General features: G+C 73.7%; 21 protein-coding genes and 1 pseudogene. 7 read left to right on the top strand and 15 right to left on the bottom strand.

All coding sequences use genetic code 11. From position 1 onward, the window contains the following. Nucleotides 1-202 precede the first annotated feature (202 nt). Both MET2598_RS0132500 and MET2598_RS0132505 read left to right on the top strand, forming a co-directional pair. The gene (locus MET2598_RS0132500) at nucleotides 203-2,101 is read left to right on the top strand and encodes a monovalent cation:proton antiporter-2 (CPA2) family protein (RefSeq protein WP_012335678.1); all 1,899 of its coding nucleotides are present in this window, start codon (nucleotides 203-205) and stop codon (nucleotides 2,099-2,101) included. After that, entirely contained in the window at nucleotides 2,091-3,536 is a 1,446-nt protein-coding gene (locus MET2598_RS0132505) for an MATE family efflux transporter (RefSeq protein ID WP_018263680.1), read from the top strand. Before MET2598_RS0132500 ends, MET2598_RS0132505 begins: the two co-directional genes overlap by 11 nt. Here the strand turns inward: MET2598_RS0132505 and MET2598_RS0132510 are convergent. Then, nucleotides 3,471-3,809, bottom strand: coding sequence for a DUF1127 domain-containing protein (locus MET2598_RS0132510; RefSeq protein WP_020493681.1), 339 nt, complete (start codon nucleotides 3,807-3,809; stop codon nucleotides 3,471-3,473). The two genes, MET2598_RS0132505 and MET2598_RS0132510, sit on opposite strands and share 66 nt — an antisense overlap. A gap of 123 nt (nucleotides 3,810-3,932) precedes the next feature. Here MET2598_RS0132510 and MET2598_RS0132515 point away from each other — a divergent pair, with 123 nt between their 5' ends. Further along, nucleotides 3,933-4,805, top strand: a complete 873-nt coding sequence (locus tag MET2598_RS0132515) for a LysR substrate-binding domain-containing protein (RefSeq protein WP_026191053.1) — start codon at nucleotides 3,933-3,935, stop codon at nucleotides 4,803-4,805. 27 nt (nucleotides 4,806-4,832) lie between these two features. Here MET2598_RS0132515 and MET2598_RS0132520 read toward each other — a convergent pair whose 3' ends face one another. The 3 genes from MET2598_RS0132520 to MET2598_RS0132530 all read right to left on the bottom strand — a co-directional run bounded on the left by MET2598_RS0132520 (nucleotide 4,833) and on the right by MET2598_RS0132530 (nucleotide 6,508). Continuing rightward, entirely contained in the window at nucleotides 4,833-5,003 is a 171-nt protein-coding gene (locus MET2598_RS0132520; RefSeq protein WP_236728862.1) for a Flp family type IVb pilin, read from the bottom strand. Between the two features lie 194 nt (nucleotides 5,004-5,197). Next, nucleotides 5,198-5,473, bottom strand: a complete 276-nt coding sequence (locus MET2598_RS0132525; RefSeq protein WP_018263684.1) for a DUF3072 domain-containing protein — start codon at nucleotides 5,471-5,473, stop codon at nucleotides 5,198-5,200. A gap of 147 nt (nucleotides 5,474-5,620) precedes the next feature. After that, a complete protein-coding gene (locus MET2598_RS0132530) occupies nucleotides 5,621-6,508 on the bottom strand; it encodes a branched-chain amino acid aminotransferase (protein ID WP_018263685.1) in 888 nt (295 codons plus the stop codon). A 192-nt stretch (nucleotides 6,509-6,700) separates the two neighbouring features. Between MET2598_RS0132530 and MET2598_RS0132535 the strand changes: the two genes are divergently transcribed. From MET2598_RS0132535 to MET2598_RS0132550, 4 genes are all read left to right on the top strand, one after another. Next, the gene (locus MET2598_RS0132535) at nucleotides 6,701-7,381 is read left to right on the top strand and encodes a MarR family winged helix-turn-helix transcriptional regulator (RefSeq protein ID WP_018263686.1); all 681 of its coding nucleotides are present in this window, start codon (nucleotides 6,701-6,703) and stop codon (nucleotides 7,379-7,381) included. A gap of 4 nt (nucleotides 7,382-7,385) precedes the next feature. Next, a complete protein-coding gene (locus MET2598_RS0132540) occupies nucleotides 7,386-8,108 on the top strand; it encodes a response regulator (RefSeq protein WP_012335670.1) in 723 nt (240 codons plus the stop codon). Further along, entirely contained in the window at nucleotides 8,109-9,533 is a 1,425-nt protein-coding gene (locus MET2598_RS0132545; protein ID WP_012335669.1) for an ATP-binding protein, read from the top strand. A gap of 202 nt (nucleotides 9,534-9,735) precedes the next feature. Further along, nucleotides 9,736-11,001: a capsule polysaccharide transporter gene (locus MET2598_RS0132550; RefSeq protein WP_012335668.1), complete on the top strand. Its 1,266-nt coding sequence runs from the start codon at nucleotides 9,736-9,738 to the stop codon at nucleotides 10,999-11,001. A gap of 180 nt (nucleotides 11,002-11,181) precedes the next feature. On the opposite strand, the gene denD is transcribed toward MET2598_RS0132550, so the two are convergent. The 11 genes and pseudogenes from denD to MET2598_RS0132605 all read right to left on the bottom strand — a co-directional run bounded on the left by denD (nucleotide 11,182) and on the right by MET2598_RS0132605 (nucleotide 21,405). Further along, nucleotides 11,182-12,162, bottom strand: a complete 981-nt coding sequence (gene denD / locus MET2598_RS0132555; RefSeq protein ID WP_012335667.1) for a D-erythronate dehydrogenase — start codon at nucleotides 12,160-12,162, stop codon at nucleotides 11,182-11,184. A gap of 20 nt (nucleotides 12,163-12,182) precedes the next feature. Then, on the bottom strand, nucleotides 12,183-12,929 hold the full coding sequence (locus MET2598_RS0132560) for an SDR family oxidoreductase (RefSeq protein ID WP_012335666.1): 747 nt from the start codon (nucleotides 12,927-12,929) through the stop codon (nucleotides 12,183-12,185). A gap of 22 nt (nucleotides 12,930-12,951) precedes the next feature. Further along, nucleotides 12,952-14,118: a GNAT family N-acetyltransferase gene (locus tag MET2598_RS0132565; RefSeq protein ID WP_018263688.1), complete on the bottom strand. Its 1,167-nt coding sequence runs from the start codon at nucleotides 14,116-14,118 to the stop codon at nucleotides 12,952-12,954. After that, nucleotides 14,115-14,957: an isocitrate lyase/PEP mutase family protein gene (locus tag MET2598_RS0132570; RefSeq protein WP_012335664.1), complete on the bottom strand. Its 843-nt coding sequence runs from the start codon at nucleotides 14,955-14,957 to the stop codon at nucleotides 14,115-14,117. The genes MET2598_RS0132565 and MET2598_RS0132570 overlap by 4 nt, the downstream gene beginning before the upstream one ends. Nucleotides 14,958-15,056: 99 nt before the next feature. After that, a pseudogene (locus tag MET2598_RS37810) lies at nucleotides 15,057-15,601 on the bottom strand (adenine phosphoribosyltransferase). Between the two features lie 130 nt (nucleotides 15,602-15,731). Beyond that, the gene (locus tag MET2598_RS0132580) at nucleotides 15,732-16,526 is read right to left on the bottom strand and encodes an inositol monophosphatase family protein (RefSeq protein ID WP_012335662.1); all 795 of its coding nucleotides are present in this window, start codon (nucleotides 16,524-16,526) and stop codon (nucleotides 15,732-15,734) included. A 112-nt stretch (nucleotides 16,527-16,638) separates the two neighbouring features. Continuing rightward, the gene (locus MET2598_RS0132585; RefSeq protein WP_012335661.1) at nucleotides 16,639-17,604 is read right to left on the bottom strand and encodes a tetratricopeptide repeat protein; all 966 of its coding nucleotides are present in this window, start codon (nucleotides 17,602-17,604) and stop codon (nucleotides 16,639-16,641) included. After that, entirely contained in the window at nucleotides 17,601-18,275 is a 675-nt protein-coding gene (locus MET2598_RS0132590; protein ID WP_018263691.1) for a thiamine phosphate synthase, read from the bottom strand. The genes MET2598_RS0132585 and MET2598_RS0132590 overlap by 4 nt, the downstream gene beginning before the upstream one ends. Nucleotides 18,276-18,467: 192 nt before the next feature. Continuing rightward, complete coding sequence (gene fba / locus MET2598_RS0132595; protein ID WP_012335659.1) at nucleotides 18,468-19,556, bottom strand: class II fructose-bisphosphate aldolase; 1,089 nt, start codon at nucleotides 19,554-19,556, stop codon at nucleotides 18,468-18,470. An 85-nt stretch (nucleotides 19,557-19,641) separates the two neighbouring features. Continuing rightward, complete coding sequence (locus MET2598_RS0132600) at nucleotides 19,642-20,838, bottom strand: phosphoglycerate kinase (protein ID WP_012335658.1); 1,197 nt, start codon at nucleotides 20,836-20,838, stop codon at nucleotides 19,642-19,644. Nucleotides 20,839-20,904: 66 nt separating this feature from the next. Beyond that, nucleotides 20,905-21,405: a hypothetical protein gene (locus MET2598_RS0132605; RefSeq protein ID WP_018263692.1), complete on the bottom strand. Its 501-nt coding sequence runs from the start codon at nucleotides 21,403-21,405 to the stop codon at nucleotides 20,905-20,907. Nucleotides 21,406-21,417: the final 12 nt, after the last annotated feature.

The following is a 21,417-nucleotide window of genomic DNA, read 5'->3' on the forward strand; positions in this document are numbered from 1 at the left end:
TCGGCTTCGGCGAGGGGCGCCGGCGGGGGCGCCGGCGAACGTCGGAGCGACGCGTCGCGCCGCGCGACGCTCCGGGCGCGCCGCGATGGCGCGCCCGCCGACCGAGGCTCGCTCCGGCCTCCCGCCCCGCCCCCTCCCGCCTCGCTTTGCGCCACATCCCCGGGTTAAGGAGTGCGCTCCCCTCACCCACCGGGAGCCCCGCATGGCGAGTGCCGCCGACCACGCCAGCTTCCTGCCGCCGGTCCTCACCTTCCTGTCGGCCGCCGTGGTCGGCGTGCCGATCGTGCGCCTGCTCGGCCAGAGCGCGGTTCTGGGCTACCTCCTGGCCGGGGTGGTGATCGGGCCCTCCGGGTTCTCGCTGATCCCGGAGGCCGAGACGGCGCGCAGCGTCTCGGAGCTCGGGGTGGTGCTGCTGCTGTTCATCGTCGGGCTCGAACTGGAGCTCTCGCGGCTGATCTCGATGCGCCGCGACATCCTGGGCCTCGGCACGCTCCAGCTCGTCGCCTGCGCGGCGGCGCTCGGGGGACTCGGCATCCTGGGCGGCCTCACCCCGGCCGCCGCCGGGGTGGTCGGCACGGCGCTCGCCCTCTCGGCGACGGCGGTCGCCCTGCAATTGCTGGAGGAACGGCGCGACCTCGCCGCCCCCTACGGCCAGCGCGCCTTCGCGGTGCTGCTGTTCCAGGACCTCTCGGTGGTGGCGATCCTGGCCCTGTTGCCGCTGCTCGCCTCGACCGGCACGGCGGCGAGCGGCAACCCGCTCGGCGAGGCGCTGCGCGCGGCGGGCTCGGCGGTGGCGGCGATCCTGGCGGCGGTGCTGGTCGGACGCTACGGCCTCAACCGGTTCTTCCGGCTGCTGGCCGCCAGCGGCGCCCGCGAGGTGATGACCGCCGCCGCCCTCCTGGTCGTGCTCGGGACCGCGCTGCTGATGGAGCATGTCGGCCTCTCGATGGCGATGGGCGCCTTCCTGGCCGGGCTGCTGCTCGCCGAATCGAACTTCCGCCACCAGCTCGAGGCCGATATCGAGCCGTTCCGCGGCATGCTGCTCGGCCTCTTCTTCATGAGCGTCGGCATGTCGATCGACGTGGCGCTGGTGCGGGAGCACTGGCTCGGGCTCTCGGCCGCCACGGTCTCGGCGATCCTGCTCAAGACCGCGGTCGTGGCGGCCCTGTTCCGCCTGTTCGGCTCGCCCTGGCTCGACGCCCTGCGGGGCGCCGCCGTGCTCGCGCCGGCGGGGGAATTCGCCTTCGTGCTCCTGCCGATGGCGGGCGAGCTCGGGATCGTGGACGGGGCGGCGGGGCGGCTCGCCATCGCGCTCGCGGCGCTCACCATGCTGGTGGGGCCGCTCGCCGCCAAGGGGCTCGACGGGCTGCTCGCGCGGCGGCGCACCGGCGCCCTCGAACCGGCCTACGACCAGATCGAGAGCACCGACGCCCGCGTCCTCGTGGTCGGCTTCGGCCGCTTCGGCCAGATCCTCAACCAAGTGCTGCTGGCGCAGGGGATCAGCGTCACGGTGATCGACAAGGACGTGGAGCAGATCCGCAGCGCCGCCCGCTTCGGCTTCCGGGTCTATTACGGCGACGGCACCCGCCTCGACGTGCTGCGGGCGGCCGGGGCCGGGCGCGCCGAGGTGATCTGCATCTGCATCGACGAGGCCGAGGAGACCCTCAAGATCATCGACCTCGTCCACGCGGAATTCCCCGCCGCCCGCACCTACGTGCGGGTCTTCGACCGGGTCCAGGCGATCGAGGCGATGAACCGGGACGTCGACTTCCTGATCCGCGAGACGGTCGAGTCGGCGCTGGCCTTCGGGCGGGCCACCCTGGAGGCGCTCGGCGTGCCGGCCCAGGAGGCGGCCGGCATCGCCGACGACGTGCGCAAGCGCGACGTCGCCCGGCTCGTCCTGCAGCAGGCCGGCGAGCCCCTCGACCGCACCGACCCGGTGCGCGGCCTCGTGCGCATCAAGCCCGAGCCCCTGACCGCGCCCCAGCGCGCCTCCCGGGCGCTGACCCAGGAGACGCGGGACATCCTCGCCAAGGAGCGGCCGGCGCCGCCCGAGCCCGCCCCCGAGGCCAGCCCGGAGCCGGTCTCCGATGAGGCCTGACGCCGCCCGGACGGGCGAGGCCGCCTTCGTCACCGGCTCGACGCTGCGCCACGTGGTGGTGATGGGGGCGGCGGGCTCGGCCGGGCTGATGGCGGTCTTCGCCGTCGACCTCCTGTCGCTGCTCTACGTGTCCTGGCTCGGCGACCCGTCGCTCACCGCGGCGGTGGGCTTCGCCTCCATCCTCCAGGTCTTCGGCGTCTCCATCAACATCGGCATGATGATCGCGGTCGGCGCCCTGGTGGCGCGGGCCCTCGGGGCCGGCGACCGGGAGCGCGCGCGGCGCCTCGCCGCCTCCGCCATGGCGCTCACGGTCCTGGCCTCCCTCCTCGTCCTCGCGCTCCTCGTGCTCTTCCTCGACCCGCTCCTGCGCCTCGTCGGGGCGGGGCCGGAGGTGGTGCCGGCGGCGCGGCGCTTCCTGCTGATCTCGCTGCCGGCCCTGCCCCTGATGGCGCTCGGCATGGGCTTGTCCGGCGTGCTGCGCGCCGTGGCCGATGCCCGCCGGTCCAGCGCCGTGACGGTCGGCGGGGCCGTGGTCATGGCCGTCCTCGACCCGCTGCTGATCTTCGGCCTCGGGCTCGGGCTCGACGGGGCGGCGCTCAGCGTGGTGGCGGTGCGCCTCGCCTTCGCGGCGATCGGCTGGCAGGGCGCCGTGGCGGTGCACCGCATGGTGGCCCTGCCGCGGGCTGAGGCGGTCCTGGCCGACGCCCCCGAGGTGCTGCGCATCGCCCTGCCGGCGGTGCTGACCAACCTCGCCCCGCCCGTGGCGAGCGCCTTCCTGGCCCAGGTGATCGCGGGGTTCGGGACGCAGGCCGTGGCGGCCGGCGCAGTGATCGACCGGCTGATCCCGGTCGCCTTCGGGGGGCTGTTCGCGCTCTCGGGGGCGATCGGGCCGATCCTCGGCCAGAACTGGGGCGCGGGCCGCTTCGACCGGATGCGGCGCATCCTGCGGGACGCCGTCCTGGTCACCGCCCTCTACCTCGCGGCGGTCTGGCTCGCGCTGGCGCTCGGGCGCGGGGCGATCCCCCGCGCCTTCGCCCTCGACGGCGAGGCGGCGCGCCTCGTCGCCTTCTTCTGCCTCGTCGGCAGCGCGATCTGGTTCTTCAACGGGCTGCTGTTCCTGGCCAACGCCGCCTTCAACAATCTCGGCTTCCCGCTCCTCTCCACCGCCTTCAACTGGGGCCGGGCGACGCTCGGCACCATGCCCTTCGCGGTGCTGGGCGCCCGGCTCGGCGGGCCGGAGGGCGCCCTGCTCGGGGTCGGGGCGGGCTCGGTCGCCTTCGGGGCGCTGGCGCTCCTCGCCGCGTTCCGGGTCGTGGGCGTGCTGGAGCGCCGGCCGCGCAGCGGACCGGCCCCCGTCCCCGGCGCGGCCTCAGGCGGCGAGGCCCCGCCCCACCCGGCTCCCGTCGCGGGCCACCAGGGTCACGCGCACCGCTGAAGGGCCCACAGGCGAAGCGCCCAGGATCTTGGAGTGACGTCGGTCCGCCAAGTGCAGGGTCGGGTCGTCCCGCCACGACAGGTCGAGGGCGCCCACGACCTCGGCGCGGGTCAGCCCGAGATCCCTGAGCATGCGGTCGTCGAGCGCGGCGAGGCGATGGGCGGCGCGCCGGTGGGCGAGGAGGCGGATCACCGTCGCCACGCCCTTGCGGGCCACGCGACCGGCCCGCAGGACCAGCGAGAGAACACCGAGGGGAGCGAAACCGACCGTCATCCTGACCTCCGGCGGCGGCCATTCCGGGGCGCGCCGCAGCCCCCTCATACGCCGGCGCGACCGATCCGTTGAGCGAATGCTTGAGATGTGTCACATCACGGAAGCTGATGAAAGGAGGCCGCCCTGCACCCCCTCGACATCGACCAGCTGCGCAGCTTGGTGGCGATCGCCGAAACCGGCTCCTTCACCCAGGCCGCCGAGCGCGTGCACAAGACGCAATCGGCCGTCTCGATGCAGATGAAGCGGCTGGAGGAGCGGATCGGGCGCGAGATCTTCGCCCGGGCCGGGCGCGGGGTGCGGCTCACCGACGACGGGGAGCGCCTCCTCGACTACGCGCGGCGGATCGTGCGGCTGCAGACCGAGTGCCTCGCGCGCTTCGCCGAGGGCGACCTCGCGGGCCGGGTGCGGCTCGGCCTGCCCGACGACTACGCCGAGCGCTACCTGCCGGAGATCCTGGCCCGCTTCGCGCGGGCGCATCCGCGCGCCGAGGTAACGGTGGTCTGCGAGCCCACCGACATGCTGGTCGCCCGGATCGGGAGCGGCGACCTCGACCTCGCCATCATCACGGAGGCGCGCCACCGCGGCAGCATCGAGACGATCCGCACCGAGGCGCTGCTCTGGGTCGGGTCGGGCCGCCACCGCACCCACGCGCAGACGCCCCTGCCGCTCGCCCTCGGGCGCCCGGCCTGCGTCTGGCGCGCGGCGGCGCTCGCGGCCCTGGAGCGGGTCGGCCGCCCCAACCGCATCCTGTTCGTGAGCTGGAGCTCGACCGCGGTCGGCGCCGCGGTGCTGGCCGGCCTCGCCGTCTCGGTCCTGCCCGAGAGCGCGCTCAGGCCCGGGATGCGGATCCTCTCCCCGGCGGACGGGTTTCCCGCCCTCCCCACCTGCCGGATCGGGCTCATGCGCCCGCGCATCCCGGAGCCGATGCCGCTGGCCGACGCCCTCGCGGCGCAGATCCGCGAGTGCCTCGACAATCTCGGGGTCGCCGCGGAATAGGAGCGGCGTCGGCGGGGGCCCGCGCGCTCACGGCTTCGAGAGCACGTTCACCACCTGGCTGCTGAAGTTGGCGTAGAGATTCCCGGTCTGATTGCCGTACAGGCTCAAGCCCCCGACCAGCGCCAGGAAGATGAAACCGGCGATCATCACGTACTCGATCGCCGTGCTCCCTGAGGAATCGCACAGGAACAGTCGCACGGTTTTGGCACGCAGCCATCTGCCGGTCACGACACGCCCCCCCTCCACCTCACAGTGCAACGATAGGGCGGAACTCCCTCATCATCGGTTAAGAGAACCCCCGAAAGTGAGCCGCCCGCCACGCCTCTTCCGCAGGGTCAGGGCCGGCCTGGTCGGCCGCCCTGCCCGGATCAACCTTCCTGGTCAGCTCCTGGTCAGCCCTTGCCGGTCGCCTTGCGCAGGGCGTCGATCCGCTCCGAGGCCTCGGCCTTGTCGAGATCGGGATCGTAGGCCTCGCCGTCCCCGGCCTGCTCCGACAGGGTCTTGAGGTAGGAGGCCTGCGCGCCGGTCATCGGCTCGTGCCCGGTCGTCCAGTCCTTCGGATCCTTGATCCGGTTCGAGGGCTCCGCCGCCTCGGGCGCGGTCTTCGGATTCTCCGCCGCGCGAGTCTCGGCCGCGTGGGTCTTGGCCGCGTGCGTCTTGGCCGTCATGTCGGCTCCTCTGTTCCCGTATTGTTCTCGTCGGGGGAACGCGCGGAGGAGGCGCCCTGTTCCGTCCCCGGCCGCGACATCCCGCGCCCGGGGACGCCGCCGCGGGAATGCGGCGGCGCGGTGCTCGGGAGAGGTCTCCCGGGCGGGTCAGGCCGCCTTGGCGCGGGGCTGCACCTCGGCGGTGTAATCGTCCATCAGGGCGCGGGTGAGCGCCGCCGGCTGGAACCGGTAGGGGCCGATCTCGGAGACCGGGGTCACCTCGGCGGCCGAGCCGGTGATGAAGCACTCCGAGAAGCCCGCCATCTCCTCGGGCCGGATGCGCCGCTCGATCACCTCGACGCCGCGGCGGCGGGCGAGCTCGATCACCGTCTGGCGGGTGATGCCGTTGAGGAAGCGGTCGGCGAGCGGGGTGTGGATCGCGCCGTCCCGGATGAAGAAGACGTTGGCGCCGGTGCACTCGGCGACGTTGTCCTCCCAGTCGAGCATCAGCGCGTCGGCGTAGCCCTTTTTCTCGGCCCGGTGCTTGGAGATCGTGCAGATCATGTACAGGCCCGCCGCCTTCGAGGCGGAGGGCGCCGTGCGCGGGTCGGGACGCCGGTACTCGGCGAGGTCGAGGCGGATGCCCTTCATCTTGGTGGCCGGGTCGAAGTAGCTCGGCCATTCCCAGGCCGCGATGGCGAGGTGGATGGTGTTGTTCTGCGCCGAGACGCCCATCATCTCCGAGCCGCGCCACGCCACCGGGCGCAGATAGGCGTCCTGCAGACCGCTCTCCTTCAGGACGAGGGCCTTGGCGGCGTCGATCTCGGCCACGGAGAACGGGATCTCGAAATCGAGGAGCTCGGCCGAGCGGCGCAGCCGCTGCGAATGCTCCGTGCTCTTGAAGATCTGCCCGCCATAGGCGCGCTCGCCCTCGAACACGCAGGAGCCGTAATGGAGCCCGTGGCTGAGGACGTGAATCTTCGCGTCCGCCCACGGCACCATGCGGCCGTCGAACCAGATGTGGCCTTCACGCTGGTCGAAGGGGATGACGGACATGACGATGATCCTCGGTTGCGGTTCGTGTCCGGAAGGGCGGGCCGGCTCGCAATCTTCGTGCTTCAGCGACGCGAATGGCGTTCGTTCGTTGCGCCGGCGGGGTTGACGGGTATCAACGGGGCTGAGATATGTCAACAAGGCTGACATAAATCGGACGGCCGGGCGGGGCCCGGAGATCGGGGCGGTGAGACCATGGACAGGACGGCGAACCGAGCTGCCCGAACCCGGCCGAACCCCGCGGAGGGGCCGCGCGCGGCGCCGGCCGACCCGGCCGGCGAGGCCCCGCCGGACCCGGCGAACGAGGACCTGCCGGAGGTCGGCCACGCCTACGACCTGATCGAACTCCTGTTCTTCGCCTATCGGGACTTCGTCTCCGATCCGGACCGCATCCTGGCGGAATACGGCTTCGGGCGGGCGCACCACCGGGTGCTGCACTTCGTGGAGCGCAATCCCGGCCTCACGATCGCCGAACTCCTCGATATCCTGCGCATCACCAAGCAGAGCCTCAACCGGGTGCTCAAGGAGTTGATCGAGTCGGGCTACATCGCGCAGCGCGCCGGGACGAGCGACCGCCGCCACCGGCTGCTGACCTGCACCCCCAAGGGGCATCGGCTGGCCGCGGACCTCGCCCGCCTGCAGGGCGAGCGGGTGCGGCGGGCCCTGGCCGAGGCCGGCCCGGCTGCCCGCGGCCCGGCGAGCCGCTTCCTCCTTGCAATGATCGATGCCGGCGACCGCCCGGCGGTGCGCCGCCTGATCGCGGCGGCGCCGGACGGCGCCGCGGCGGGATCCGGCGCCGCGCCGGCACTCGGCGCCGGGGCGGCACTCGGCGCCGCGCCGGCACTCGGCGCCGCGCCGGCGCCCGAGGAGGGCTGAGGGAATGACGGCGCTCGCCGCCCGGGCGGATCTCCCCGACCACGCGCCCCACATCCTCGTCGTCGACGACGACCGGCGCCTGCGGGACCTGCTCTCGCGCTTCCTCTACGAGCAGGGCTACCGGGTGACCGCCGCGGCGAGCGCCGCGGAGGCCCGCGCCAAGGGGGCGAACCTCGTCTTCGACGCCCTCGTCCTCGACGTGATGATGCCGGGCGAGACCGGCTTCGACTACGCCCGCCAGATCCGGCAGACCTCGCAGGTGCCGATCCTGATGCTCACCGCCCGCTCGAACCCGAACGACCGGGTGACGGGGCTGGAGATCGGGGCGGACGATTACCTGCCCAAGCCCTTCGAGCCCCGCGAGCTGATCCTGCGGCTCAACAACATCCTGCGCCGCAGCGCGGGCAGCGGGCCGGTCGGCGCGGCGGCGCCCCTCGACGCGGTGCGCTTCGGCCCCTTCCTGTTCCGGGTCGAGCGCGGGGAACTCACCCGCGACGAGGAGCCGATCCGGGTGAGCGAGCGCGAGCGCGAGATCCTCACCATCCTGGCCCTGGCCAAGGGCGGGAACGTCGCCCGCGAGGCGCTCACCGGCGGGGCGGAGCCGGGCAACGAGCGCACCATCGACGTGCAGATGAACCGCCTGCGCCGCAAGCTCGAGGACGATCCGGCCAATCCCCGCTACCTGCAGACGGTGCGGGGGATCGGCTACCGGCTCGTGCTCGACTAGATGGCGCTGCCCGGCGGGATCGCGGGCGCCGCGGAGGCGGGCGCCGCGGAGGAAGGAGCCGCCCGCCCGACCCTGGCCGCACAGCTCTCGCCGGCCGCGCTCTGGCGCCGCCTCGGCCGGGCGCTGGGCGAGCGGCTGCCCAAGGGCCTCTACGCCCGCTCCCTGATCATCATCATCGCGCCGGTCGTGCTGCTGCAATCGGTGATCGCCTACACCTTCATGGAGCGGCACTGGCAGCTGGTGACGCGGCGCCTCTCCGCGGCGGTGACCGCCGACGTCGCGGCGCTGATCGACATCTACGAGAGCTACCCCCAGGACCGGGATGCCGAGACGCTGCAGCGCATCGCGGAGCAGCGCCTCAAGCTCGACGTCGACATCCTGGAGGGGGCCAGGATCCCGGCGCCGGGCCCGCGGCCGTTCTTCTCCCTCCTCGACGAGGCCCTCTCGGACGAGATCCGCCGCCAGATCAAGCGGCCGTTCTGGATCGACACGGTCGGCCGCTCCAGCCTGATCGAGATCCGGGTGGCGATCCCGGGCGGGGTGATGCGGGTGATCGCCAAGCGCAGCCAGGCCTACGCCTCGAACTCGCACATCTTCCTGCTCTGGATGGGCGGGACCTCGCTGGTGCTGCTCGGGGTGGCGATCCTGTTCCTGCGCAACCAGATCCGGCCGATCCTGCGGCTCGCCGACGTCGCCGAGAGCTTCGGCAAGGGCCGGGACGTCGAGTTCCGTCCCCGCGGCGCCCGCGAGGTGCGCAAGGCCGGCCACGCCTTCATCGAGATGAAGCGGCGCATCGAGCGGGCGATGGAGCAGCGCACCGCGATGCTGAACGGGGTGAGCCACGACCTGCGCACGATCCTGACCCGCTTCCGCCTGTCGCTGGCGCTGCTGGAGCAGAATCCGGAGATCGAGGACCTCCTGCGCGACGTGGACGAGATGAGCCGGATGCTGGAGGCCTACCTCGCCTTCGCGCGGGGCGATTCGGGCGAGCAGGCCGCCCCCGTCGACATCCGGGCGCTGCTGGAGGACCTGCGCACCGACGTGGAGCGCCTGGGCGGCCACGTGAGCGAGGTCACGCTCGAGGGGCCCGCCACCGTGACGGTGCGGCCCGACGCCTTCCGGCGCTGCCTGTTCAACCTCGCGGCCAATGCGGCGCGCTACGGGGAGACGATCGCGCTGACCGCCCGCCAGGAGAGCCGCTGGCTCGCGGTCTCGATCGACGACGACGGGCCGGGGATCTCGCCGGAGCGGCGCGAGGAGGTGTTCAAGCCCTTCGTGCGCCTCGACGACGCGCGCCAGGATGCGGGCGGCTCCGGGCTCGGCCTCGCCATCGCCCTCGACATCGCCCGCGCCCATGGCGGCGACATCGCGCTCCACGATTCGCCCCTCGGGGGCCTGCGCGCGACGGTGCGGATCCCCGCGTGAGCGCCCCCTCACAAATTGGTCGCGATGTGGCCCTAGAGCGCTCGCGGCCGAGGGGGATGCCGGCTCGGCGCGAGGGAGTGCGGCGCATGGCGGAAGCGGGGATCTCGGCCGAGGCGGCCAGGGCTCCCGAGCGGATCCTGCGCCCGCCCGGACTCTCGCGCCGCCGCCGCCCTCTCCCCCCGCCCCCGAACCGGACCTCGTCATGACGGCCGACGCCCGCCCCCCGACCGGCCAGCCGCTCGAACCGATCGAGCGCTCGCGGCTGATCTCCGAGTCGCTGCGCCAGATGGCGCGCATCTCGCGCTACAACGATCCGCGCCAGCAGCTGCGCGAGGCGCGGGCCCAGCGGCGGCGCGACTACGTCACGCCGATCCTGTTCCTGGCCCTGTTCGTGCTCCCCTCGCTCGCCGGGATCGGGGTGTTCGGGTTCTACCTCTCGGACCGCTACGTGGCGGAGACGCAGTTCGCGATCCGCCCGGCCGTGGGCGCGACCGAGGCCGGGGGCCGCGGCGAGAGCGGCAGCGGGGGCAGCGGGGGCAGCGGCAACGCTTTCGCGAGCGTGATCGGCCAGATGATCGCCCAGGACATCGCGCTCGCGGCCGAGTACATTACCAGCCGGCCGATGGTGGAGGCGGTCGAGCGCGCGCTGCCCCTGCGCGCGATCTTCTCCCGCGACTCCATCGACGAGTTCTCGCGCTTCGACGCCGAGGAGCCGGTCGAGAGGCTGGTGCGCTACTGGCGCGACCGCGTCCAGGTCACGGTCGAGGGGGCCGGCCTCGTCTCCGTGAAGGTGAACGCCTTCGCCCCCGAGGAGGCGGTGGCGATCAGCCGGGCGATCCTCGCCGAGAGCGAGCGGCGGATCAACGAACTCACCGCCAAGGCCCGCGAGGACGCGCTCGCCGAGAGCGAGCGCGCGCTCGCGCGCGCCGAGGAGCGCCTGACCGGGCTCCAGGTCGAGATGCGCAACCTGCGCAACCGCGGCGGCGTGCTCGACGCCGAGAAGACCGCCGGCATCAACGTCAAGATGGTCGCGCAGGTGCGCGAGCAGCGCATCGCGCTCGGCGTGAGGCTCGCGCTGCTGCAGCGCGACCTCAAGGAGGACACCCGCAGCGTCCAGGATCTCAAGGCGCAGATCGCGCAGCTCGACGCCACGATCGCGGGCCTGGAGCGGGAGGCGACGACGCAGGATCCGAACCAGCGGCGGGTCCTGTCCGACGCCCTCACGCGCTTCGAGCAGCTGGAGGTCGACCGCAAGAACGCGCAGGCCTTCTACGGCCGCATGATCGCCGCGCGCGAGCAGGCGCGGATGATCGCCGACCGCCAAGTCGAGTTCTTCACCGTCGCGGTGCAGCCGAGCCTGCCGCAATCGGCCGAGCAGCCGCGGCGGCTGCAGTGGATCGCCGTCACCGAGGCGGGCGCCGCCCTCGCCTTCGGCCTGTCGATCCTGCTGCGCAACCAGCTGACCTGATCCGGTCCCCCGCCGGGCGGCGGGAGACCCCGCGGGCGGCCCCGCCCGCGGCGGCCGCCCTCATCCGACATCCGGTTGATGGCTTCGCCATCTCCGATTTCGGCCATGCGGATGTCGGCGTCGCTCAGGCGCCGCGCAGGCTGGTGATCCGGGATCCGCTTCGATCAACCGGATCCCGGGTCAGGCGGCGATCCTGCCGCCGAGCTCGTCCTCGATATGCACCCGGATGATCGTCTCGAAATCCGGCTCCGCCGTGAAGCCGAGGTCCAGCGCCCGGCGGGGGTCGAAGGCGCGCGGCCAGCCCGCCACGATGCGCTCGACCGTCGGGTCGGGGACGCGGCGGATGCGCGCGACCACCGCCTCGCCGGCGACGCGGCGCAGGGCCTCGATCTGCTCGGCCACCGTGACGGCGACGCCCGGCATGGTCAGGTTGCGGCGGTCGCCCAGCCGCGCGCCCTCGATCGTGGCGGCGTGGAGGAGGAAGCCGACCGCGGCGCGGGGCGAGGCGTGCCAGTGGCGCACGCCGTCGGGCACCGGCAGCACCGCCTCCTGCCCGGCGAGCGGCTCGCGGATGATGCCCGAGAAGAAGCCCGAGGCCGCCTTGTTGGGCTTGCCCGGCCGCACGCAGATCGTGGGGAGCCGGATCCCGACCCCGTCGAGGAAGCCCCGCCGCGTGTAGTCCGAGAGGAGAAGCTCGCCGATCGCCTTCTGGGTGCCGTAGCTGGTGAGCGGGGCGGTCAGGTACTCGTCGCCGATCACGTCGGGCATCGGCGCGCCGAAGACCGCGATCGAGGAGGTGAAGACGAGGCGCGGGCGGTAGCCGTCCCCGATCGCCCGCACCGCGTCGAGGAGGGCCCGCGTGCCGTCCAGGTTGATCCGGTAGCCCTTGTCGAAATCGGCCTCCGCCTCGCCCGAGACGATCGCCGCGAGGTGGAAGATGACGTCGGGGCGGCCGGCGACCAGCCGCTCCGCCTCGCCGGGCAGCGACAGGTCCGAGGCCGAGAGCGCGACCGGGAAGCGGGCGGCGGGCGCCTCGGGCGCCACCACGTCGTGCAGGGTGAGCCGGGTGATCGGCTCGGCCCCGAGCCGGCCGTCGCGCAGGAGGCGGGCGAGGAGCTTGCGGCCGACCATGCCGGCCGCGCCGAGGATCAGGATGTGCATGGCTGGGATCCCGGTGCCGGTCAGAGCGCGAAGCCGCCATCGACCAGGTGGGTCTGGCCGGTGGTGAAGCGGGATTCGTCCGAGGCGAGGTAGACGGCGAGCGCGGCCACCTCCTCGGCGCGGCCGAGGCGGCCCATCGGTTGGCGGTCGATGAAGCTCTGCCGGGCCTCGGCCTCGCTGGTGCCGGTCTGGGCGGCGAGCGCCTTGATCCGCTCGTCGAGGGAGGGCGACTGGATCGTGCCGGGGCAGATGGCGTTGGCGCGCACGCCCTGGCGGATGAAGTCGCGGGCCACCGCCATGGTGAGGCCGATCACCGCCGCCTTGGTGGTGCCGTAGACGTAGCGGTTGGGCGCGGTGGCGAGGGTCGAGACCGCCGAGGCGATGTTGACGATGGAGCCGTGGCCGCGCTCCAGCATGCCGGGCAGGAAGGTCCGGATGGTCCGGTGCATCGAGCGCACGTTGAGGTCGAAGGCGAGGTCCCACTCCGCGTCGGTGCAGTCGAGGATCGTGCCGTGATGGACGAAGCCCGCCGCGTTGACCAGGATGTCGACCGGGCCGGCGCCCCGCGCGAAGGCCGCCACCGCCTCGTCCGAGCGCACGTCGAGGGACGCCGTCGCGGCGCCGCTCAGCCCTTCGAGCTTGCCCGCGTCGAGGTCGGTCGCGAGCACGCGGGCGCCCTCCGCCAGGAACGCCTCGGCGATCGCCCGGCCGATCCCCTGCCCCGCCGCCGTGACCACGGCGCTCCTGCCCGCAAGACGTCCCACCATGCGCTCCCTCCCCAGCCGCCCGTCACGCGAGGCGTTTCACCATGTGCACCAGCCGGCGGTCCGGGCGGGCCTCGACCCGCTCCGTCTTCCAGCCGTGCCGCGCGTACCAGCCGATCGCGCGCGCGAGCTTCTCTCCCGTGTAGAGGCGCAGGCAGGAGAGGTCGAGATGCTTCGCGCGGGCCTCGGCCGCCGCGAGCAGGCCGGCGCCGAGGCCCCGGTCCTGGCGGGACGGCGCCACCGCGATGCTCCAGACCAGGAGGTGGTCGGGCCTCGGATCGAGGATGAGGGCGCCCGCGAGGTCGTCCCCCTCCTCCAGGAGCCAGACCTCGTGCGCGGCGAGCACGGCCTCGGGGGGCGTGAGGAGCGGCAGCGGCTCGGCGCCGAGCAGCGCCCGGTTGGGCGCGTAGGCCGCCGCCTGCAGGGCGCCGAGCGCCCGGAGGTCCGCCCGGGTCGCCCGGCGCAGCGGATGGCCCGGGATGGAGGGCGCGTTCAGCACCGAGAGGCGCAGGCGCTGGCCGCCGTCCGGGGAGAAGTTCTCGGGGGCGAGCCAGCGGTCGAGGCCCTGCGCCACCTGCGGCCATTCCCGGTCGAGGATCGAGTACCACGCCGTGTCCCGGTTGCGGCCCTTCACGATCATGGCCTGCCGGAAGACGCCCTCGGGGGTGAAGCCGAGGCGCAGGGCCGCCGCCCGCGACGGCGCGTTGAGGGCGTTGCACTTCCACTCGTAGCGGCGGTAGCCGAGGCCGAACGCGTGGGCGGCGAGGAGCCGCATCGCCTCGGTGGCGCCGGGCGAGCGCTGCAGGGCGGGCGTGTACAGGATGTGGCCGACCTCGATCACCCGGTTCGCCGGGTCGATCCGCATCAGCGCGGCGTGGCCGAGCGCCCGGCCCGAGCGGGCATCGAGGATGGCGAAGAACAGGGGATCCTCCGAGGCCGCGCCCGCCCTGAGGTAATCCTGGAAGGCGGCCGCCTCCGGGAAGGGCCCGCGGGCCATGTAGAGCCACAGAGCCTCGGTGCCCGGGCCGACCGCGCCGCCCGCGAGGTCCGGCCCGTGCGCCGCCGCGTCGAGGGGGGCCAGGGTGACGAAGCGCCCGCGCAGGGTGACGCGCGCCGGGCGGGGCGCCGGATCGGCCGGGACGACGGGGGCGCCGACCGGGAGGCCGGTCGCCGGATCGGTCTCGTGGCTCATCGGGCCGCGCGGTCCTCTCGGAAGAAGCCGTTGAGGTCGGAGAAGCTCACCGAGCCGTCGAAGCCGGCGAAGCTGCCCTCCTGGCGGATGCGCTTGGCGGCGCGGATGAAACCGGTCCAGGCGGCGCGCGCGAGGGACGAGCCGACGCTGACGCGCCGCACCCCGAGGGCTTCGAGATCCGCGACCCGCAGCCCCGCATTGGTGCTGACCAGCAGGTTCACGGGCTTGGGCGCCACCGCCGCCACGACGGCGCGGATCTCCTCGCGGCGCTTGGGGCCGGGCGCGTAGAGCACGTCGGCCCCCGCCTCCGCGTAGGCCTGCAGGCGGCGCAGCACCTCGGGGAGCGGCTCGGGGTGGCCGACCAGGTAGGCCTCGCAGCGGGCGGTCAGCAGCACCTCGCCCCCGGCCTCGTCGATCGCCGCGCGGGCGGCCCGGATCCGCTCGACCGCCAGGCCGAGGTCGTAGAGGGGGGCGCCGCGATCGCCGGTCGCGTCCTCGATCGAGAGGCCGGCGATCCCGGTGGCGACGCAGAGCCGGACATTCGCCGCGACGCCCTCGGGGTCGTGGGCGTAGCCGGATTCGAGATCGGCGTTGACCGGCAGGTCGGTGGCCTGCGCGATCTCGGCGATGTGGGCGAGCATCGCGTCCCGGGGCACCGCCCAGTCGGTGTCGGGCAGCCCGCGCGAGAAGGCGAAGCCGGAACTCGTGCTGGCGAGCGCCGGGAAGCCGAGGGCGGCGAGGTAGCGGGCGGTGCCGATGTCCCAGGGGTTCGGCATCACGAAGCAGCCGCTCGCGTGGAGGGCCCGGAAGGCGGCGCGGCGGGCGGAGACGTCGGTCATGCGGACCTCCCAGCGGCCCTGACGCGTCGCGGGGCCGCCCTCCTGTCCGGAGGTGCCCCGCGGGCCGTCATCGTGGACCGGAACGGCGCGGGCGCGCCCTCAATGCCCCTCGAACTCGACCAGGGTGAAGACCGGCACGTCGAGGGCGCGCAGCCTCGCGGCGCCGCCCAGTGCGGGCAGGTCGATGACGAAGCAGGCCGCCACCACCTCGGCGCCGATCTGGCGCAGGAGGTTCACGCCGCCTCCGCCGTGCCGCCGGTGGCGATCAGGTCGTCGACCAGCACGACCCGGTCCCCCGGCTTCACCGCGTCCGAGTGGATCTCCATCTCGTCGGTGCCGTATTCGAGCGCGTAGGCGATCGACACCGTGGTGTGGGGCAGCTTGCCCTTCTTGCGGATCGGGACGAAACCCGAGGAGAGCTGGTGGGCCACCGCCCCGCCCAGGATGAAGCCCCTGGCCTCGATGCCGGCGACCCGGTCGATCCGCCCGCCCGCGAAGGGATGGACCAGGGCGTCGACCGCGCGCCGGAACGCGCCCGGATCGCCGAGCAGCGTCGTGATGTCCCGGAAGACGATGCCCGGCTTCGGGTAATCCGGGATCGAGCGGATCGCGTCCTTCAGCGCTGAGAGCGTGCGCGGGTCCATGCGGGAGCCTTTGGGGTCGAGACGCCACGGCCCAAACGGTCGAGCCGGAGGCGGGTTAGAGCAGATCGCGGCCGCGCTGGAAAGCGCCCGGCCGCTCCCGGGGGCCGGCGCCCCCATCCGCGCACGAGGCTCAGGCGTTGGCCTTCCTGAGCAGGGCGACGAGGTCGCGGTGCAGCCCCTCGTTGCCGCAGGCGACCGACCGGGCCGCGAGCGCGTCCGGCCCGCCATCGGCGCTGGTGGCGAAGCCGCCCGCCTCGCGCACCAGGATCAGCCCCGCCGCCATGTCCCAGGTCTGCAGGTCGCGCTCCCAGTAGAGGTCGGCCCGGCCGCAGGCCACGTAGGCGAGGTCGAGGGCGGCCGAGCCGAAGCGGCGCACGCCCCCCGTCACGGCCATCACGGTGCCGAGCTCCTTGAGCAGCCGCGGGTGGTTGCCGCGGCCCAGATAGGGCGAGCCGTAGAGCACGAGCGCGTCGGCGAGGTCGCCGCGGGCGGAGACGCGCAGCCGCCGATTGTTGAGGAAGGCGCCCTTGCCGCGCTCGGCGATGAACAATTCGTCCTTGATCGGGTCGTAGATCACGCCCGCGACGACCACGCCCTCGCGCTCCAGCCCGACCGAGATGCAGAAATGCGGGATCCCGTGCAGGAAGTTGGTGGTGCCGTCGAGGGGATCGACGTGCCACGTATGGGTCTTGTCGGAGCCCTCGACGGCGCCGCCCTCCTCCATCACGAGGCCGTAGCCGGGCCGCGCCTTCATGAGGGACTCGCGCAGGCTGGCCTCGGCGCGCCGGTCGGCGGCGGTGACGAAGTCGCCCGGGCCCTTGCGCGAGACCTGGAGGTTCTCGACCTCGCCGAAATCGCGCTTGAGGCCCCGCGCGGCCTTGCGCACGGCATCGACCATCACGGTCATGAGGGGAGAGTTGATCATCGCGAGAGGGTCCGGTTGCGTGGCGGCTCGGGCCGGGGGCGGGCGGCATGGACGGGCGCCCGCGCGGGGCGCGGGGCGCGCGCCGGCCGCCCTCTGGAATTGGGGTCCGGCCTTAAGGCGTCATCCGGTCCGCGGCAAGGCGCTCGGCCCGCGCGCGCTCCTCCGCCGTGAGCCCGGCGGCCACCTGGGCCAGCCACGCGTCGCTCAGGCCCTGGGCGCTCGCCGCCATGTTCCAGGCCGCCGCCTCGACGAGGTTCTTGGGCACGCCCCGTCCGGCCGCGTAGAGCCGGGCGATGCGGTTCTGCGCCACGGCGTTGCCCCGGTAGGCGGCGTGGCGGAAGTAGCGGGCAGCCCTCGCCTCGTCCTTGGCCACGCCCTCGCCGTTGAAGAGCAGGATCGAGAACTCGACCTCGCCGGCGATGTCGCCGTTGTCGGCCGCGCGGCGGAACAGGGAGGCCGCCTCGGCGAGGTCCTTCGCCACGCCGCGGCCCTTCAGGTAGAGGATCCCGAGCGCGTGCTGGGCGGCCGGCACCTCCTGGTCGGCGGCCCGGCGCAGCAGCGTCGCGGCGCGGGCGAGGTCCTCGGGCGAGCCGGTGCCGAGCAGGATCAGGGCGAGGTTGTAGGATGCGGTGGGCTCGCCCTTGGCGGCGGCCTTCTCCAGCCAGGCCCGGCCGGCCGCCAGGTCCTTGCGCAGGCCGCGGCCCTCGATCGCCATCATGGCGAGCAGGCCCATGGCCGGCGCGTCGCCGAGATCGGCCGCGAGCCGGTACCACTCGGCCGCCTTGGCGGGGCTCTGCCGCACCCCGAGGCCCTGGTTGTAGAGCTCGCCGAGCAGCGTCATGGCCGGGGCGTCGGCCTTGTTGGCCTCGAGCCGCTTCGTCGCCTCGCGGAAGGCGGCGTTGTAGTAGCCGCGCTGATAGGCGCCGTAGGCGACGTCCGCCTTCGGGTCGGTGCTGCCGATGGCGGGCGGCAGGGTGGTGGCGCCCGGCAGCAGCGCGGTCGGCATCGTGGTGGAGGGCGCGGCCGCGGCCCCGCCGGCGAGGAGCAGCGCGAGCCCGGCGAGGGCGTTCCGCCTCACGCGGCGCCTCCCGCCAGCCGCGCCTGGGCCTGCGCCACGGCGTCGGGGCCCTGGGTGCCCGCGCCCTCCCGGAGGGCGGGGCCCTCCCAGAGGGCGGGGTCGAGGGCGACGAACTCGGCCCCGGTCGCGGCGAGGTCCGCGACCGCGTCGAGGCTGCGGGCCAGGGCCACGCAGGGGGTCTCGAAGATCTCCGCCCACCACGCGGCGAGGGCGCGGGTGCCGGCGGGCGTGGCCCGGGGCTCCTCGCCGAACAGCACGTAATCGGCTCCCGCCTCCCCGGCTTCCATGGCGGCGTGGCGGGAGGTCAGGGATCCGACCCCGAGGATGCGCCCGTCGCGCAGGCGCTCGCGCAGGTCGCGCAGGGCCTCGCCGGGCTCCTCGCCCGCCCCCGCGTGGACGCCGTCCGCCCCCGCCCGGGCGGCGAGGGCCACGGGGTCGATGCCCGGCGCGTCGCAGGCGACCACCAGGGCGGCGCCGGCCTCCTGCACGGCGGGCGCCACGTCCTTGACGCGCCTGATCAGGGCGCGCTCGTCGGCGGCGGCCAGCCGCAGGATCACCGCCGCCACGTCCCCGGCCCGGCAGGCGGCCGAGAGGCGCGCGGCGAGATCGGGGCCGGATTCCGGGCCGGCGATCAGGACGAGGCGGGTCTTCGGGGGATGGGGGGTCGGCATCGTCGGGTCGCTCATGAGCGCTGTGTGGCGTGGCAACGCTTCAAAAGTAAGGCGCGCGCTCCGCGTCCCTCACGCGCCGACGCGCCTGCCTCGGCGACGGCAGGCCCGTTCGACGCAGCCGAGCTTTGCCGCGACAGCGGCTCTCCGGCGCGGGACCCCCGTCCTGCGCCGGAGACAGGACCGCGGCCCGCCCTACTCGGCGGCCGCCTTGCGGGTCGCCCCGAAGGACGGGTCGAGCTTGCCGGCGGCGTAGCGCTTGGCCATCTCGGAGAGCGAGACCGGACGGATCTTGCCGGCCTGCCCGGCCGTGCCGAACTCCTCGAAGCGCTGCTTGCACAGCTTCGTCATCGCGTCCATGGCGGGCTTGAGGTACTTGCGCGGGTCGAACTCCGCCTTGTTCTCGGCCAGCACCTTGCGGATCTGGCCCGTCATCGCCATCCGGTTGTCGGTGTCGATGTTGATCTTGCGCACGCCGTGCTTGATGCCGCGCTGGATCTCCTCCACCGGCACGCCCCAGGTCGGCTTCATCTCGCCGCCGTACTGGTTGATGATGTCCTGCAGGTCCTGCGGCACCGAGGAGGAGCCGTGCATCACCAGGTGGGTGTTGGGCAGGCGGCGGTTGATCTCCTCGATCACGTGCATGGCGAGCACGGCGCCGTCCGGCTTGCGGGTGAACTTGTAGGCGCCGTGGCTGGTGCCCATGGCGACCGCGAGCGCGTCGACCTTGGTGGCCTCGACGAACTTCACCGCCTCCTCCGGGTCGGTGAGGAGCTGGTCGTGGCTGAGCGTGCCCTCGGCGCCGTGGCCGTCCTCGGCCTCGCCCTGGCCGCTCTCCAGCGAGCCCAGCACGCCGAGTTCGCCCTCCACCGAGACGCCGGCCCAATGCGCCATCTCGGCCACCTTGCGGGTGATCTCGACGTTGTAGGCGTAGTCGGCCGGCGTCTTGCCGTCCGCCTTGAGCGATCCGTCCATCATCACCGACGTGAAGCCGTACTGGATCGCGGTCGCGCAGGTCGCCTCGTTGTTGCCGTGGTCGAGATGCATGCAGACTGGGATGTGGGGGTAGATCTCGACGAGGCCGTCGATCAGCTTGGCCAGCACGACGTCGTTGGCGTAGGCGCGCGCGCCCCGGCTCGCCTGCAGGATGACGGGCGAGTCGGTCGCGTCGGCGGCCGCCATGATGGCCAGCCCCTGCTCCATGTTGTTGATGTTGAAGGCCGGGACCCCGTAGCCGTGCTCGGCCGCGTGGTCCAGAAGCTGCCTCAGCGTGATACGCGCCATCTCCAACCCTCCGAGAGAACCGACTTCCACCAGTATAGGCGATCGGGGCGCCGCCGTCCTCACGGCCGCACCCTGAACGCGCGCCTCACGCCCTGAGCGCGTCGACGCCGGGCAGGGGCTTGCCCTCGAGCCATTCGAGGAAGGCGCCGCCGGCCGTGGAGACGTAGGTGAAGGCCTCGGCCACGCCCGCGTGGTTGAGGGCCGCCACCGTGTCGCCGCCGCCCGCCACCGAGACGAGCCGGCCCGCCCGGGTGCGCTCGGCCGCGTGGCGCGCCGCCGCGACCGTGCCCTGGTCGAAGGGCGGGAACTCGAAGGCGCCGAGCGGCCCGTTCCAGACCAGCGTCCGGGCGTCGTTGAGGGCGGCGGCCACCCGCTCGACCGATTGCGAGCCGACGTCGAGGATCATGCCGGCCTGCGGGATCGCGTCCACCCCGTAGGTGTGGTGGGGCGCGTTCGCCTTGAACTCCTCCGCCACCACCGCGTCGACCGGCAGGATGATGGCGCAGTTCTTCTCGCGGGCCGCCTCGATGATGCGCAGGGCCGTGCCGGCGAGGTCCTTCTCGCAGAGCGACTTGCCGACCCCGAGGCCGGCCGCGTGCAGGAAGGTGTTGGCCATGCCCCCGCCGATCACCAGGGCGTCGACCTTGCCGACGAGGTTCACCAGGAGGTCGATCTTGGTCGAGACCTTGGAGCCGCCGACGATCGCGACCACCGGCCGGGCCGGCGCCTCCAGGCCCTTGGTCAGCGCCTCGATCTCGGCCTGCATCAGGCGCCCCGCATAGGCCGGCAGGACGTGGGCGAGGCCCTCGGTCGAGGCGTGGGCCCGGTGCGAGGCGGAGAAGGCCTCGTTGACGTAGACGTCGCCGTTGCGGGCGAGCGCCCTCGCGAAATCGGGGTCGTTCTTCTCCTCGCCCGGGTGGAAGCGAGTGTTCTCCAGCATCACCACGTCGCCGTCGCCGAGCGCCGCCACGGCGGCCGCGGCCGCCTCGCCGACGCAATCCTCCGCGAAGGCGACCGGGCGGCCGAGATCGGCCGCCACCGCCTCGGCGATCGGGCGCAGGGATTCCTTGGGGTCGGGCTTGCCCTTGGGGCGGCCGAAATGCGCGAGCAGCACCACGCGCCCGCCGGCCTCGGCGATCTCCCGGATCGTCGGCAGCACCCGGGTGATCCGGGTCGCGTCGCTGACGCGGCCGTTCTCCATGGGCACGTTGAGGTCGACGCGGACGAGGACGCGCTTGCCCTTCAGGTCGCCGGCATCGTCGAGGGTACGGAAACGGGTCATGGACCTCGGGCCTCCTTGGGCGGGATTCCTGGGGCTGGATTCACGGGACGGGATTCGCGGCGCGGATCAGCGGGGCGGGATGAGGTTCTGGAGGTTGAGGCGCTGCGCCGCGAGCGTGAGCGCCACCGTCAGCACGGCGGTGATGATCGCCGTCAGGAGCAGGGTGCCGAAGCCCGGCAGCCGCCGGGTGCGGTCGGCGACGGCGCGCAATTCGCTGCGCAGGGCGGCGAGGTCGGACTGGCGGGCGGATTCGTTCATCCGCTGGCTCGCCGCCTCGACCCGGTCCTCGACGCGGGACAGGAGCGCCTCCGAGCGGGCGTACTTGTCCTCGATGCGCGAGGCCTTGTCCTCGATGCGGGCGAGCTGGTCGGCGACCGGGGGCGGCAGGCTCGCGGCCGGCTGGGGGCGCCGGGCGGCCTCGGCCGCCGCGGCGGGTGCGGCGCCGGCTGCCGCAGCGGTGCCGGCGGGGGCCGCCGCGGCGGGTGCGAGCGCGGTGCCGGCCGGCACCGGCAGCGGGCTCGCGGTGGCGGTTCCGGAGGTGGAGGTGACGTCCGTCGCGTCGGTCATGGCTGCTCCTCG

Source organism: Methylobacterium sp. WSM2598 (assembly GCF_000379105.1).
Lineage (GTDB): Bacteria > Pseudomonadota > Alphaproteobacteria > Rhizobiales > Beijerinckiaceae > Methylobacterium.